Origin of the sequence: Acidovorax sp. BoFeN1 (assembly GCF_003345135.1) — a bacterium.
GTDB lineage: Bacteria > Pseudomonadota > Gammaproteobacteria > Burkholderiales > Burkholderiaceae_C > Acidovorax > Acidovorax defluvii.
This window is the reverse complement of the sequence record NZ_QOZT01000021.1, coordinates 5,001-18,647: the sequence shown is the minus strand read 5'-3', so window position 1 is coordinate 18,647 and position 13,647 is coordinate 5,001. Positions and strand designations below refer to the sequence as shown.

The 13,647-nt window shown below is 58.8% G+C and carries 16 protein-coding genes (1 of these 16 cut by a window edge); 13 read left to right on the top strand and 3 right to left on the bottom strand.

Annotation, left to right across the window (positions count from 1 at the left end; genetic code table 11):
• Positions 1-13 precede the first annotated feature (13 nt).
• The 6 genes from fliM (at position 14) to fliR (ending at position 3,796) form a co-directional block, all read left to right on the top strand.
• The gene (fliM, locus tag DTW89_RS07345; protein ID WP_114655461.1) at positions 14-1,018 is read left to right on the top strand and encodes a flagellar motor switch protein FliM; all 1,005 of its coding nucleotides are present in this window, start codon (positions 14-16) and stop codon (positions 1,016-1,018) included.
• Positions 1,008-1,451 (top strand): flagellar motor switch protein FliN, encoded by a 444-nt coding sequence (fliN, locus tag DTW89_RS07340; RefSeq protein WP_024813983.1) that lies wholly within the window; start codon positions 1,008-1,010, stop codon positions 1,449-1,451. Before fliM ends, fliN begins: the two co-directional genes overlap by 11 nt.
• A gap of 7 nt (positions 1,452-1,458) precedes the next feature.
• On the top strand, positions 1,459-1,803 hold the full coding sequence (locus tag DTW89_RS07335) for a FliO/MopB family protein (protein WP_114655460.1): 345 nt from the start codon (positions 1,459-1,461) through the stop codon (positions 1,801-1,803).
• Positions 1,804-1,882: 79 nt separating this feature from the next.
• Positions 1,883-2,587: a flagellar type III secretion system pore protein FliP gene (gene fliP, locus DTW89_RS07330; protein ID WP_114655482.1), complete on the top strand. Its 705-nt coding sequence runs from the start codon at positions 1,883-1,885 to the stop codon at positions 2,585-2,587.
• Between the two features lie 12 nt (positions 2,588-2,599).
• The gene (gene fliQ, locus DTW89_RS07325) at positions 2,600-2,869 is read left to right on the top strand and encodes a flagellar biosynthesis protein FliQ (protein WP_024813986.1); all 270 of its coding nucleotides are present in this window, start codon (positions 2,600-2,602) and stop codon (positions 2,867-2,869) included.
• Positions 2,870-3,025: 156 nt separating this feature from the next.
• A complete protein-coding gene (gene fliR / locus DTW89_RS07320; RefSeq protein WP_114655459.1) occupies positions 3,026-3,796 on the top strand; it encodes a flagellar biosynthetic protein FliR in 771 nt (256 codons plus the stop codon).
• A gap of 9 nt (positions 3,797-3,805) precedes the next feature.
• On the opposite strand, the gene DTW89_RS07315 is transcribed toward fliR, so the two are convergent.
• Both DTW89_RS07315 and DTW89_RS07310 read right to left on the bottom strand, forming a co-directional pair.
• Positions 3,806-4,435 (bottom strand): response regulator, encoded by a 630-nt coding sequence (locus DTW89_RS07315; protein WP_024813988.1) that lies wholly within the window; start codon positions 4,433-4,435, stop codon positions 3,806-3,808.
• Entirely contained in the window at positions 4,432-5,544 is a 1,113-nt protein-coding gene (locus DTW89_RS07310) for a hybrid sensor histidine kinase/response regulator (protein WP_114655458.1), read from the bottom strand. The genes DTW89_RS07315 and DTW89_RS07310 overlap by 4 nt, the downstream gene beginning before the upstream one ends.
• 174 nt (positions 5,545-5,718) lie before the next feature.
• Here DTW89_RS07310 and DTW89_RS07305 point away from each other — a divergent pair, with 174 nt between their 5' ends.
• The 7 genes from DTW89_RS07305 to DTW89_RS07275 all read left to right on the top strand — a co-directional run bounded on the left by DTW89_RS07305 (position 5,719) and on the right by DTW89_RS07275 (position 12,191).
• Positions 5,719-6,165 (top strand): hypothetical protein, encoded by a 447-nt coding sequence (locus DTW89_RS07305; RefSeq protein ID WP_114655457.1) that lies wholly within the window; start codon positions 5,719-5,721, stop codon positions 6,163-6,165.
• A 49-nt stretch (positions 6,166-6,214) separates the two neighbouring features.
• Positions 6,215-6,577: a response regulator gene (locus tag DTW89_RS07300; protein WP_024813991.1), complete on the top strand. Its 363-nt coding sequence runs from the start codon at positions 6,215-6,217 to the stop codon at positions 6,575-6,577.
• A 39-nt stretch (positions 6,578-6,616) separates the two neighbouring features.
• Entirely contained in the window at positions 6,617-8,746 is a 2,130-nt protein-coding gene (locus tag DTW89_RS07295) for a chemotaxis protein CheW (RefSeq protein ID WP_114655456.1), read from the top strand.
• A 54-nt stretch (positions 8,747-8,800) separates the two neighbouring features.
• Positions 8,801-9,289: a chemotaxis protein CheW gene (locus DTW89_RS07290; RefSeq protein ID WP_024813993.1), complete on the top strand. Its 489-nt coding sequence runs from the start codon at positions 8,801-8,803 to the stop codon at positions 9,287-9,289.
• Between the two features lie 85 nt (positions 9,290-9,374).
• The gene (locus tag DTW89_RS07285) at positions 9,375-10,286 is read left to right on the top strand and encodes a CheR family methyltransferase (protein WP_114655455.1); all 912 of its coding nucleotides are present in this window, start codon (positions 9,375-9,377) and stop codon (positions 10,284-10,286) included.
• Between the two features lie 84 nt (positions 10,287-10,370).
• The gene (cheD, locus tag DTW89_RS07280; RefSeq protein ID WP_051463464.1) at positions 10,371-11,078 is read left to right on the top strand and encodes a chemoreceptor glutamine deamidase CheD; all 708 of its coding nucleotides are present in this window, start codon (positions 10,371-10,373) and stop codon (positions 11,076-11,078) included.
• A 15-nt stretch (positions 11,079-11,093) separates the two neighbouring features.
• Positions 11,094-12,191, top strand: coding sequence for a protein-glutamate methylesterase/protein-glutamine glutaminase (locus tag DTW89_RS07275; RefSeq protein ID WP_024813996.1), 1,098 nt, complete (start codon positions 11,094-11,096; stop codon positions 12,189-12,191).
• 53 nt (positions 12,192-12,244) lie between these two features.
• Here DTW89_RS07275 and DTW89_RS07270 read toward each other — a convergent pair whose 3' ends face one another.
• Positions 12,245-13,647 carry the 3' portion of an ATP-binding cassette domain-containing protein gene (locus DTW89_RS07270; RefSeq protein ID WP_114655481.1) on the bottom strand. Its footprint extends 496 nt past the window's final position, so the window shows 1,403 of its 1,899 coding nt (coding positions 497-1,899); its start codon lies off the right edge, out of view; the stop codon is at positions 12,245-12,247.

Sequence of the window (13,647 nt, the reverse complement as noted above, 5' to 3'; positions counted from 1 at the left end):
CAAGGATTTCCCCATGAGTGATTCGTTTCTATCCCAGGAAGAGGTAGATGCCCTTCTGGAAGGGGTCACCGGAGAGAGTCAGAAATCGGTAGAGGAAGTCGCCGAGGCGGGGGCCGTCCGCAACTACGACATCTCCAGCCAGGAGCGTATTGTTCGTGGCCGCATGCCGACGATGGAAATCGTCAACGAGCGGTTTGCGCGCAACTTCCGCATCGGCTTGTTCAACTTCATCCGCCGCAGCCCCGAGATATCCGTGGGCACCGTTTCGGTGCAGCGCTACAGCGCTTTTCTGCGCGAGCTGGCGGTTCCCACCAACTTCAACATTGTGGCTATTCGGCCGTTGCGGGGCAGTGGGCTGATCGTGTGTGAACCCTCGCTGGTGTTCGGCATCATTGACACGCTGTATGGCGGCGTGGGCAAATTTCAGGCCCGGATCGAGGGGCGTGATTTTTCCCCCACCGAGCAGCGCGTGATCAACCGGCTGGTGGATGTCATCTGCACCGAATACAAGAAGGCGTGGCACGGTATCTATCCGCTGGAACCGGAATACCAGCGATCGGAAATGCAGCCCCAGTTCGCTAACATCGCGACGCCCAGCGAAATTGTGGTGTCTACAGCCTTTCAGCTGGAGATTGGCGACCTGTCTGGCGCCATCCACATCTGCATGCCCTATGCGACCCTGGAGCCGATCCGGGATGTGCTGTATTCATCCACGCAGGGTGACTCGATCGAGGTGGATCGCCGCTGGGTGCGGGTTCTGACCCGCGAAATCCAGGCGGCTGAAGTCACCTTGGTGGCGGAGCTGGCGCGAGCGGACGCCACCGTGGAACAACTGCTGGCCATGAAGCCCGGCGATTTCATCGAGCTGGACAGGGAACCCCGTATTCGTGCCTCCATTGGGGGAGTGCCTATTTTTGAGTGCCAGTATGGCACCCACAATTCCAAATATGCGATTCGCATTGAAGAATGCCTGCGCAATGCGGATATGAGCTGGCTTGGAGAAAAAGATGTCCACTGAAGACAACAACGACGGTAAAGACAACAGTGCGGACGATCCGTTTGCTGGTTGGGCCGAGGCGCTGGAAGAGCAAAAGCGCACCGATGACAAGCCCGGTGATGCGGAGCAGGGTGGTCCGTTGTCCGGCGAACCGGTTCGCCCGTTCTCTGGCGCAGGGGACGGAACGGTCAATGACATCAACATGGTGCTCGACATTCCCGTGCAGCTGTCTGTGGAGCTGGGGCGCACCAAGGTCCCCATCAAGTACATCCTTCAGCTGGCCCAGGGATCGGTGGTCGAGCTTGATGCGCTGGCGGGTGAGCCTATGGATGTGCTGGTCAATGGCTACCTGATTGCGCAGGGTGAGGTGGTGGTGGTGAACGACAAGTTCGGCATTCGTCTTACCGATGTGGTGACGCCATCGGAGCGCCTGCGGCGGGTCAGCCGTGGATAGTGCTGGCATGACCCAGACGCTTGTCATTGTGGTGCTGTTTGTGGCGGCCATGGCGGCATTGCCGTGGCTGGTGCGGCGCGTGCAGTTGCGCCAGGCGGCAGGTGGTGCCCCTGGGGGCGCTTCGTCTCGCGTGCTCTCGGCCGTGGCGGTTGGGCCACAGCAGCGCGTGGTGACCGTGGAGGTGGGGCCGGAAGGGGCCCGCGCGTGTCTGGTGTTGGGGGTGACGGCCCAGAGCATCACCTGTCTGCATGTCATCGGATCCCCTGCCCACCAGCAGGGAGCTCCTGCGGCCTCGTTTGCCGGTGCAATGGCGCTGGCCGCACAACCCCCCGAAAAGGCCTCCCATGTCTGAATTGGCCGGTGGATGCCGCAACAGGGCTTGGGGTGCATCGCGCCCGGTGGTATGGCTGGTGGGGTTTTGCGCGCTGACCATGGTTCATGTGCCGGCCATCGCTCAAAGTGGCGGTTCGTTGCCCCTGCTCGTCGGATCGGGCAACGCGGGAACCAGCTTTTCCGTACCTATACAGACATTGCTGTTCTTCACGGCGCTGTCATTCTTGCCGGCGGTGCTTTTGATGATGACGGGATTCACCCGCATCGTCATTGTGTTGTCGCTGTTGCGCCAGGCCCTGGGCACGCAGTCTGCTCCGCCCAATCAGGTCATCATCGGCTTGTCGTTGTTTCTCACGTTCTTTGTCATGGGGCCCACGCTGGACCGCGTCTACAAGGACGCCTATGTGCCGTACACCACCAACGCCATCAGTTTTGAGGTGGCGGTGGAAAAAGCAGAGGCCCCGATGCGGGAGTTCATGCTCAAGCAGACCCGCCAGTCCGACTTTGCGCTGTTTTCTCGCCTTGCGCGGCTGGACGCATCGGTCACGGCCGAAACTGCGCCCCTGCGCGTGTTGGTGCCGGCGTTTGTGACGAGCGAGCTCAAGTCGGCATTCCAGATCGGGTTCATGATTTTCATTCCCTTCCTGGTCATTGACATGGTGGTGTCCAGCATCCTGATGTCCTTGGGCATGATGATGCTGTCGCCGGTGCTGGTGGCGTTGCCATTCAAGCTCATGCTGTTTGTCCTGGCAGATGGCTGGAATTTGCTGATTGGCTCACTGGCCGCCAGTTTTGTGACCTGAGGAAGCCGTGTTATGACATCTCAGCTGGTTTTGACCATGGGGCGCGAGGCGCTTACCTTGCTACTGATGATCGCCATGCCCGTGCTGGGCGTTGTGATGGCGGTTGGCTTGCTGGTCAGTATCTTTCAGGCGGTGACGCAGATCCACGAGGCAACCCTGGCCTTTGTTCCCAAGCTCATTGCTGCCATGGTGGTCTTTGCGGTGGCTGGTCCGTGGATGATCAGTACGCTGGTGGATTACATCCGCCGGACCATTGAATCGATTCCGTCGGTGATCGGGTGATTTGGCCTGTGGTGCGCGGGAAGTGAGCATGTTGCGTCAACTGACGAGTGATGTGGTCATGTATCCGGGCTGCGCGGCTGGCGAGAGCTCTCCAGAACGTGTGAAAAGCACCTTTCACGGGGTTTCAGTGCGTCAGTCCTCCCCGGTGGGGTTTTCGTGATCACTTTCACCGAGGCACAGCTGGTTGCCTGGATTTCACCCATTCTTTGGCCGTTTTTGCGTGTGCTGGCCGTTTTTACGGTGGCCCCCGTGTTTTCCATGCGTGCCATTCCCATGCGGGTCAAGGTGGGGCTGGCTTTTCTGGTCGCACTGTGCGCGCAGGCGGTTTTGACGGACCAGCCGGTGATCAGTGTGAACGGGCGCGAGGCCTTGGGGGCCGTTGCTCAGCAAGTGGTGGTGGGCCTGGCCATTGGATTCGCAGTGCGGCTGGTTTTTTCGGCCGTGGAGCTGGCGGGCGAAATCATCGGTCTGCAAATGGGCCTGAATTTCGCTTCGTTCTTCGACCCGGCGAGCAACGCGCAGGTCAGCGCTGTGGCACGTTTCTTTGGGCACATGGCGACCTTGCTCTTTGTGGTCATCAATGGGCACTTGATGGTGCTGATGGCCGTGGTCAAGAGTTTTGACAGCTTTCCAGCCGACGGAAACTTTCTGCAGGCACTGGGGCAGATGCGCTTGCACGAACTGGGAGCATCGCTGTTCTCCAGCGCCTTGTGGATTGCGCTGCCAATGATCGCGCTGCTGACCTTTGTCAACCTGACCTTGGGCATCATTTCCCGCGTGGCCCCGCAGATGAATATCTACGCGGTGGGTTTTCCTGTGACGCTGACAGTCGGCTTGCTCGGCATTGCCGCCACATTGCCCATGCTGGAGCAGCCAGTGTTGACCCTGATGCAACAGGTCATGGATCTTTTTGCGGCTCAGCGCTAGCCAAAGGCGTCAAACCAGTTCGTTGCGGATGGCGTAGACCGTCAGTTCAGCATTGTTGGTGAGCTTGAGCTTTTCAAGAACGCGGGAGCGGTATACGCTGACGGTCTTGGGACTGAGCATCAATTCTTCAGCGATATCCGAAAGCTTGCGTCCCGAGGCAATCTTGACCAGCGTCTGCAGTTCCCGCTCGGAGAGCGCTGCATGGGGCACTTCGGGCGCTGGTTGTGCGAGGCTTTCCGCCAGCATTTGGGCGACTTCGGGGGTGAGGTATTTGCGCCCCTGCATCACGGTGCGCACGGCTGCAATGAGCTCGACGGGGTCACTTGCCTTGTTGGCATAACCCTGTGCGCCGGCACGCAGACAGCGCAGCGCATACTGGTCTTCTGGATACATCGAAACCACCAGCACCTTGATGGCAGAGTGGGTTTCGCGTACGCTGGCCAGCACTTCTAAGCCGCTGCGCCCCGGCATGTTCAAGTCCAGCAGCAGTACATCGCATGGGGCGGCACGCAGCACTTCGCGCAATTCCGAGTAACCACCCGCCTCGCCGGTGACAAGGATGTCTGGCGCCTCCGCCAGCGTATCGCGTATTCCGCGGCGCAAGACAGCATGGTCATCGCACAACACAACATGAATCACTGTGAGGCTCCTTCATCTGGTGCATTGTGGCGCGATGCAAGGGGAACGGAAAGAATCACGCTGGTGCCTTTTCCGGGGTGGCTGCTGATGTCCAGCCAGCCGTTCACGGTGCGTGCGCGCTCCTGCAGCCCCTTCAGCCCAAAAGCCTTGGGTTTTTCGCGCATGGCGGGTTCAATTCCGCACCCGTCGTCGGCGACCTCCAGTGTCAATACGCCTTCGCTGTCTGCAAGTTCGATGTGAACGGACTGGGGCGCAGCATATTTTGCAACGTTGGTCAGTGCTTCCTGAGCGGTGCGATAGGCTACCAACTGAACTTCGGCAGGAATGTCCACGGCCCCGCTGCTTGTGCGGACCACGGTTGTGACGCCGGTGCGGCGCTCGAAACTGCTGGCCAGCCACTGAACGGCGGCGACCAGGCCCTGATCAAGGATGGGTGGGCGCAGGTTCATCATGATGCGCTGGCTGGCGCCAATGGCATGCTGGAGCATGTCAGCTGCGGCCGTGGCGTGCTCCTGCATCGCGCGATCCTGGGCGTGGCGCCCGATCCAGGCAAGATCAAACCGGACAGCCGTGAGGGCTCCCCCGATATCGTCGTGGATCTCCCGGGCGATTGCTGCACGCTCTTGCTCAATGGAGGTTTGAAGGTGCTCGGTCAGGTCTGCCAGGCGTCTTTGGGAGGCGGCCAGTTCGGCCACCGCCTGTTCGCGCGTTATTCTCGCCTCGTGCACCTCCAACGCCCGGGATATGACATGGGGCAGGCGAGCCATGTCATCCTTGGAAAGATAATCCGCAATTCCCAGCCGCATGGCGTCAACTGCTGCGGCCTCCCCGATGGCCCCGGAGAGCAGGACAAAAGGCGGATGTTGATGCAATTGCGCAACATGCTGCCACGCATCAAGCGCCGTAAAACCTGCCAAACGGTAGTCCGCCAGAATGATGTCGAACGAATGGTGTGCCGTCAGGGTCTGAAAGGCCTCTAGCGTGTCGACGTGCTGAACCGTGCATGCCATCCCCGAGCGTCGCAAGGCAGCTTTGGCAAGCCCGTGGTCGGCGAGAGAATCCTCAAGATGAAGGATTTTTAGGTGATGGTCTTGTATTGCTTTGACCATAGGAGCGCTATCATAGGATACATATTGGAACAAATAGTGTTATCTCGTGGGGCATGTGCGGCGCGAGGTGTCAGATGGGCAGCACCTTGTAAGGTGTAAGTCTGGTGCTTGGCAATCGATTCCGCAGGGCCCATTTTTTCGCGTGCTTTGCAATATTTGCCGGGATGGAAAACGATGCAATCTACGCTCACACCCTCCGGAGGCCCCGGAGTACAGGTCCCCGTCATGGTGGCAGCGGAACTGCAGGATTCGTTGCTGGTGGTCATGCATGATTTGCATCGGCTTGAGGGGCTGTTGAACCACGCCACCGACAACTTGCTGGAGCGTTTTGACGAAGCCAATGCAGCGTTGTCCGATGCGGTGGTGAAGGATGCGCCAGAGTTGGTGGCTGCACGAGCAGCATTGCGCAAAGCAGTGACCGAGTTGCAGTTTCAGGACATGGCTTCTCAGTTGATCTGGCATACCACCAAGGTGCTTCAGGGCTGCGCCTTTCGGCTTGCATCTGAAGCCATGGGGCACGAAGAGGGTGAAGAGGCGGCTCCATTTGCTGAAATGGCCCCTGATCGCCCCAATCCCGTGACCCAGAGCGAGATGGATGCGGGTTCTGTGGATCTGTTTTGATGCTCGCATCACTGGTTAACCTATATACACAAGTTAGTTGGAGCCTTACATGCAATCGATCCTTGCCGTAGATGATTCACCTTCCATGCGAAAGATGGTGTCTTTTACCCTCACGGGTGCGGGCTACCATGTGGTGGAAGCCGTGGATGGGCAGGATGCCCTGGAAAAAGCAGAAGCTCACGACATCCACCTCGTACTGGCGGACCAGAACATGCCCCGGCTCGACGGCATTGGTCTCACGCGCAAGCTGCGCGAGCACCCCAAATTCAAGACTATTCCCATCCTGATTCTGACCACTGAATCCAGTGACCAGATGAAACAGGCAGGCCGTGCCGCAGGTGCCACGGGATGGCTGGTAAAACCTTTCGATCCGAACCGATTGATTGAAGTAATTCAGAAAGTTATCCGCTGATCCGCACGGACCGGGATAAGCAAGACAACAGGAGCCTCCATGGCGGAAACCTATCAAGAAGGATCGGGATCTGGCGCAGATTTTGATCTGAGCCAGTTCTATCAAATCTTTTTCGAAGAAGCAGGTGAAAACCTCGACCAGATGGAGCATATGCTGCTGAATCTGGACCTGGTCAATGCCAACGACGAAGAGCTCAACGGCATTTTTCGGTGCGCGCACTCCATCAAGGGCGGCGCCGCCACGTTCGGGTTTGCCGATGTGGCGGAATTGACGCACCAGATGGAGTCTCTGCTGGACCGCTTGCGGCGGCACGAACTTCAGCCCATTCCGCAAATGGTGGACGTATTGCTCGAATCGGCAGACGCCTCGCGCAGTCTGTTGGCGCGCCACCAAGCGGGAGAGCAGGGCGAGGCGGTCTCTACCACCGAGCTTGTGCACCGCATTAGCGAGCTGGCCGCAGGCCGGGTTCCAGCGGGGGATGCGCCTGCACCCGTGGTGCCGGCAGTGGTTCCTGAGGTCGCCGTTGTAGCGCCGCCGCCCGCTCTGGCGCCAGCACCGGCTGTGCTGCCCGGGCAGCCGCGCCAGCTCCATATCCAGATAGGCCCGCTGGAGCGACCAGCGCAGGCAGATGCCATCAAGGAACTCTTCCGAGACATCCCGGGTCTGGGTTCTATCAGCGATTTGCCCGTTATCGAGCCCGCCACCCGCCGATTTGCCGTTGAAACCACATCAACCAACGATGATCTGCTGGACCTCTTTGCGTTTCATGTTGCCAAGGAGCAGGTGGCCATCAGCGACGCAGCGAGGTCAGGTGCCATAACAGTCGAGCAGGCGGCGCCATCCGGCACCGCAGCAGAAGTGCCCTATGGTTTCTTTCATGATGCGCCTGGCGCGCCCGCCGAGACCGCCCCCGCGCTGGTGGCTGCGCCGCCCGTAACCGCAGGCGTCAAGCCAGCGGTTGCCAAGACGGCGGGAGAGCCCAAGGCGCAGAGTCAGGCCCAGATGGAATCGACGACGATCCGGGTGGCTGTGAACAAGGTGGATCAGCTGATCAACCTGGTGGGTGAGCTGGTAATCACCCAGGCCATGCTTGCGCAAAACAGCCGAGGCCTTGATGCGGGCGCCTACCAGCAGTTGCTGGCGGGGCTGGCGGATCTTGATCGCAACACCCGTGATCTTCAGGAATCGGTCATGTCGATTCGCATGATTCCCATGTCGATCGTGTTCAGCCGTTTTCCACGCATGCTGCGTGATCTGGCGAACAAACTCGGGAAGAAGGTGGATTTTGTGACGCTGGGTGAGGCCACCGAACTCGACAAGGGTCTGGTTGAAAAAATCACCGACCCGTTGACTCACCTGGTGCGAAACAGTTGCGATCACGGCATCGAAATGCCTGCCGATCGTCTGGCAAAAGGCAAACCGGAGCACGGCACCATTACGCTATCAGCCTCTCACCAGGGCGGCTCGATCGTGATCGAGGTGCGAGATGACGGCAAAGGGCTGTCGCGCGAAAAGATACTGAGCAAAGCGCAGGAGCGCGGCCTCGATGTGTCCGAGCACATGAGTGACGCCGATGTCTGGCAGCTTATCTTTGCACCGGGATTTTCCACCGCCGATGAGGTTACGGACGTGTCAGGCCGTGGTGTGGGAATGGACGTTGTCAAGCGAAACATTGCGGCGCTCAACGGCTCGGTCGAGATCGATTCGGCAGAAGGCTACGGGATGAGGGTGTCCGTGCGCCTGCCCCTGACGTTGGCCATCATGGATGGCATGTCCGTGGGCGTCAGCGACGAGGTCTACATTCTTCCGTTGTCGTCGGTGGTCGAGTCGTTCCAGGTCAACCCCGAAGATGTCAGCACAGTGGCGCAAGGGTCGCAGTTGGTCAAGGTGCGGGACGAATACATGCCCGTGATTGCCCTGGAAAAGATTTTCCAGGTGCCTCGCTTCGACGCCAGCAAGTCCAGCAACATCATGGTGGTAGTGGAAGCAGACGGTAGCCGTGTCGCCCTGCTGGTGGATGAGTTGCTGGGTCAGCACCAAGTGGTAGTCAAGAACCTCGAATCCAACTATCGCAAAGTTCCCAATGTGTCGGGGGCCACGATTTTGGGCGACGGCACTGTGGCCCTTATTCTGGATACGGGTGGGCTGGTGCGACGGGCACGCCACTAGATTCTTGCGCCTGCGCCGGTTGTTGCAGGCGCTGTCTTGAAAGGAAGAATCACCATGAGTGTGATGGAAAAATCAGAAGAAACCACTGCGTCCAGTGCCCGGGAGTATCTGACGTTCAGGCTCGACCAGGAAGAGTACGGCATCGACATCCTGAAGGTTCAGGAAATTCGGGGTTACGAGCCTCCCACCCGCATTGCCAATGCACCAGAGTTCATCAAAGGCGTGGTCAATTTGCGGGGAACGATCGTGCCCATCGTGGACATGCGCATCAAGTTCAACTGCACCCAGGCCGACTACAACACCTTTACGGTGGTGATCATTCTGAATCTGCGTCAGCGTGTGGTCGGGATTGTGGTGGACTCGGTCAGCGATGTCATGGAACTGGCCTCGGGCAGTGTTCGCGCCGCCCCCGATATTGAAAGCGCCATCGACAACAGTTGTATCTTGGGTCTGGGCTCGGTAGGCGAGCGCATGCTCATCCTGCTGGACATTGAAAAATTGATGTCCAGTGTGGACATGGGTTTGGTGACTACGGACGAGTAGCACGATTGGGCCATTCAAATGTTGGCCTAGGGAAACACAGGCCGGTGAGTTTTTTCACTGGCCCTATGGAGCGAACAGGAAACACATGTCCTCGACTGCCACCGCTTCAACTGCGGCGCGAACGCGCACTCTTTCCGGCAGGGCGGATACTGCCGTTGCTGCAACGGCGTCCTCCGGCCCCCTTTCGCAAGGGCGTGAATTTGTCTGGACAACGGCCGATTTCGCGCGGGTCCAGGGGCTCATTTACCAGCGCGCTGGCATCAGTTTGCACGATGGCAAGCACGCAATGGTTTACAGCCGACTCTCGCGTCGTCTCAGGGAGACGGGGCATACGAGCTTTAACGAGTATCTGAGCTGGCTGGAAAAGCATGACGGTCCCGAGTGGCAAGAGTTCGTGAATGCCTTGACCACCAATTTGACGGCATTTTTCCGTGAACAGCACCATTTTGAAATTTTTGCTGCGCATCTGAAGAGCAAGCCTTCTGGCACGCCGTGGCGGGTTTGGTGCAATGCAGCATCCACCGGGGAAGAGCCATATTCCATTGTCATGACTGCGCTGGAAGCGCTGGGCCCGAATGCGCCTTTCAAGCTGACGGCCAGTGATATCGACTCGCGCGTACTGGCGACTGCGGCACAAGGTGTTTATCGGGTGGATAACGTCAAAGGGCTCAGCCCCGAGCGCCTTCGGCATTTTTTCCTGCGTGGAAAGGCCGGCAATGAAGGCATGGTTCGCGCCAAACCCGAGATGCGTAAGGCAATCGAGTTCATCAGCGTGAACCTGATCCGCGACGACTGGCCTTTCCGGGAGCCTTTTGATGTGGTTTTTTGTCGCAATGTCATGATTTATTTTGACGCCCCGACCCAGCGGAAGGTGCTGGAGCGAATCCATCGGGTGCTCAAGCCGGGCGGAATGTTGTTCGTTGGCCATGCCGAAAATTTCAGCGAATCACGGGATCTCTTTACCCTGCGTGGCAAAACGGTGTACGAACGGCGTTGACAGCCTCACTGATGCCACGCAGTTTCCACGACCAACCTATGATCCGGCGCCATTTGGCCACTGGTCTTTCAGGGAGCCATTCCCATGGCATTTGACACCACAGAGCGGCGGCGTGCGCCGCGCATTGCCCCCTTGAGCGCAGACGTTTACTCCACTGGCACTGCGGTTGCGAAAGAGTCGTCGCTGCAGGGGTTGAAAGCCCAGGCGCGCAAACCTGGTGAGGCATCGTTTTTTTACGCCGACCATCATTTCCAGCACAACGCTGTGAAGGTGTTGCCGGGTGAATACTTTGTGTCGGACGAGAACATGATCATCATGACGGTGCTGGGGTCATGCATTGCGGCTTGCCTGTGGGACAGCAGAGCCCGCATTGGTGGAATGAACCATTTCATGCTTCCAGACGGGGATATGGCAGATGCCTCGGGCCGCTATGGGTCTTACGCCATGGAGTTGCTGATCAATGAGATGCTCAAGCTCGGCGCCCGGCGTGAGACGATGCAAGCCAAGATTTTTGGCGGAGCCCAGGTCATGCACAACTTCACCACGATGAATGTGGGAGAGCGCAACACCAATTTCGTGCTGAACTATCTTCAGACGGAACGTATTCCCATCATGTCTGAGGACGTGCTGGATATCTATCCACGCAAAGTGGTTTTTTTCCCCGTAACCGGCAAAGCCATGGTCAAGCGGCTGGCCCATACCCACCCCGAAACACTTGTGGCTCAGGAGGTTCGCGGCAATGCAGCGATCGTTGCCAAGACCACATCTGGTGGTTCGGTGGATCTGTTTTGAGGAAGGTGTGAGGGAATGAGCAAGAAAATTCGAGTGGTGGTGGTGGATGATTCGGCGCTGGTGCGCAGCTTGCTCGCGGAAATCATCAACCGACAGAGGGACATGGAGTGCGTTGGCACGGCGAACGATCCACTGGTCGCACGCGAAATGATTCGCGAACTGAACCCCGATGTGATCACCTTGGACGTTGAGATGCCGCGCATGGACGGCATTGATTTTCTTGGCCGATTGATGCGCTTGCGACCTATGCCGGTGGTGATGATTTCCACCCTGACAGAGCGCGGTGCAGAGGTCACCATGAAAGCGCTGGAGTTGGGTGCCGTGGATTTTGTGGCCAAGCCGCGCGTGGGGCTGGCGAGCGGAATCAATGAGCTCGCCTCCCTGATCGTAGACAAGATCCGGGTGGCCGCGGTGGCCCAGGTGCGCCGTTCTGCGCCGCGTGAGGTGGCTGCGTCCGCTTCGTCCGGTGGGGTTGCTCATCCTGCACCAGCAACGGCATTGCTGGGCCGGTTGTCGACAGAAAAGCTGATTTGCATCGGTGCATCGACCGGCGGCACGGAGGCAATTCGCGAAGTGCTGGTGCAGATGCCGGCAGACTCGCCGGCGATTGTGATCACCCAGCACATGCCGCCCGGCTTTACCACCAGTTTTGCGGCGCGGCTCAATGGCTTGTGTCAGATCACGGTCAAGGAAGCGGTCAATGGTGAGCGCATCCTTCCGGGGCATGCCTATATTGCCCCCGGTGGCACCCAGTTTCATGTGGCGCGCAGTGGCGCCAATTATGTCGCGGTGGTGGACGATGGCGCACCAGTCAATCGTCACAAGCCATCGGTGGAGGTGCTCTTCAAATCTGCGGCTGCCGTGGTGGGCCGCAATGCATTCGGCATCATGCTCACGGGCATGGGCAACGATGGAGCGGCTGCGATGAAGGAGATGAAGGACGCAGGCAGCTACAACTATGTGCAGGATGAAGCGAGTTGCATCGTGTTTGGCATGCCGCGCGAGGCCATTGGCCACGGTGCGGCAGATGAGGTGCTTCCGTTGAACCAGATTGCCTCCGCCTTGATCACGCGGTTGCGCGGAGCCACCGACCGCCTGCACCACCGCATCTGAGATGCTGCCCGCAAAGCGCTGGGAGCGCTTTGCGGCCTGTAAAAATCAGCATGTCAGGTGGAAAGCGCTGACCAGCGTTCGAGCGCTGCCATCAGTTGCTCCTCAATTTCTCCTTCGCGCGCGTGGAGGGTAGCTGCCCTGGCGGCGTCCTGGCTGTACACCTTGCCGTCGGCCAGTTCATCCTGCAAGGTTTTTTGCTCGGCCTCCAGATCGGCGATGCGTTGGGGCAATTGATCCAGTTCTCGTTGCTCTTTGTAGCTAAGTTTCTTTTTTGATAGCTGCTCAGGCTTATCTGATAAGCGCTCAGCCGTTGTTTCGCTCAAATTTTGTGTCGCGCGCTCCTTCGGGGTGGGCGCAGCCGCCGTCAGGGCCCGGCTTCGCTTGGATTGGATCAGCCAATCCTGCACACCGCCCTCGTATTCACGCCAGTTGCCATCGCCTTCGAAAGCGATGGTGCTGGTTACCACGTTGTCCAGGAAGGTGCGGTCGTGGCTTACAAGAAATACGGTGCCTTCATACGATTCCAGCAGATCTTCCAGCAAGTCCAGCGTGTCGATGTCCAGGTCATTGGTCGGCTCGTCGAGCACCAGCACATTGGCGGGGCGCGCAAACAGCCGCGCCAGCAATAGTCGGTTGCGCTCACCGCCGGACAGGGACCTCACAGGTGAATGTGCACGTGCCGGGGAAAACAGGAAATCGCTCAGGTAGCTTTTGACATGCTTGCGCTGTCCGCCAATCTCGATCCACTCGCTGCCGGGGCTGATGAAGTCCTCTAGGGTGGCATCCAGGTTGATCGCGTGTCGCATCTGGTCAAAATACGCCACCTGCAAGTTGGCACCCTGGCGGATCTGGCCTTCGTCAGGCTGAAGTTCACCCAGGATGAGCTTCAGCAAGGTGGTTTTTCCCGCACCGTTCGGACCAATCAGCCCGACCTTGTCACCGCGCAGGATCGTGGCACTGAATTTTCGAACAATGGTCTTGTCGCCAAATGCCTTGCTAACCCCGGTCAGCTCGGCAACGATTTTTCCCTGGTAGCCGTTTTGCGAACCCGTAGCGACATCCATCTTGACGCTGCCCACAACATCTCGCCGCGCCTCGCGACGAGCGCGTAGATGCTCAAGCCGGCTGATTCGGCTTTGGCTGCGGGTACGCCGCGCTTCCACGCCCCTGCGAATCCACACCTCTTCCTGCGCCAGCAGTTTGTCTGCCTTGGCTGAAATTACGGCTTCTTGCGCAAGCTGGTCTTCCTTCTGCACAAGGTACTGAGCGAAGTTACCGGGATACGAGCGCAGCTGTCCTCGGTCCAGCTCCACAATCCGGGTTGCGACCCGGTCCAGGAACGCCCGGTCATGGGTAATCGTGACAACGCTGCCCGGAAAGTCGAGCAGCAAGTCCTCCAGCCATTCAATAGAGTCAAGATCCAGATGATTGGTGGGCTCGTCCAGCAGCAGAACAT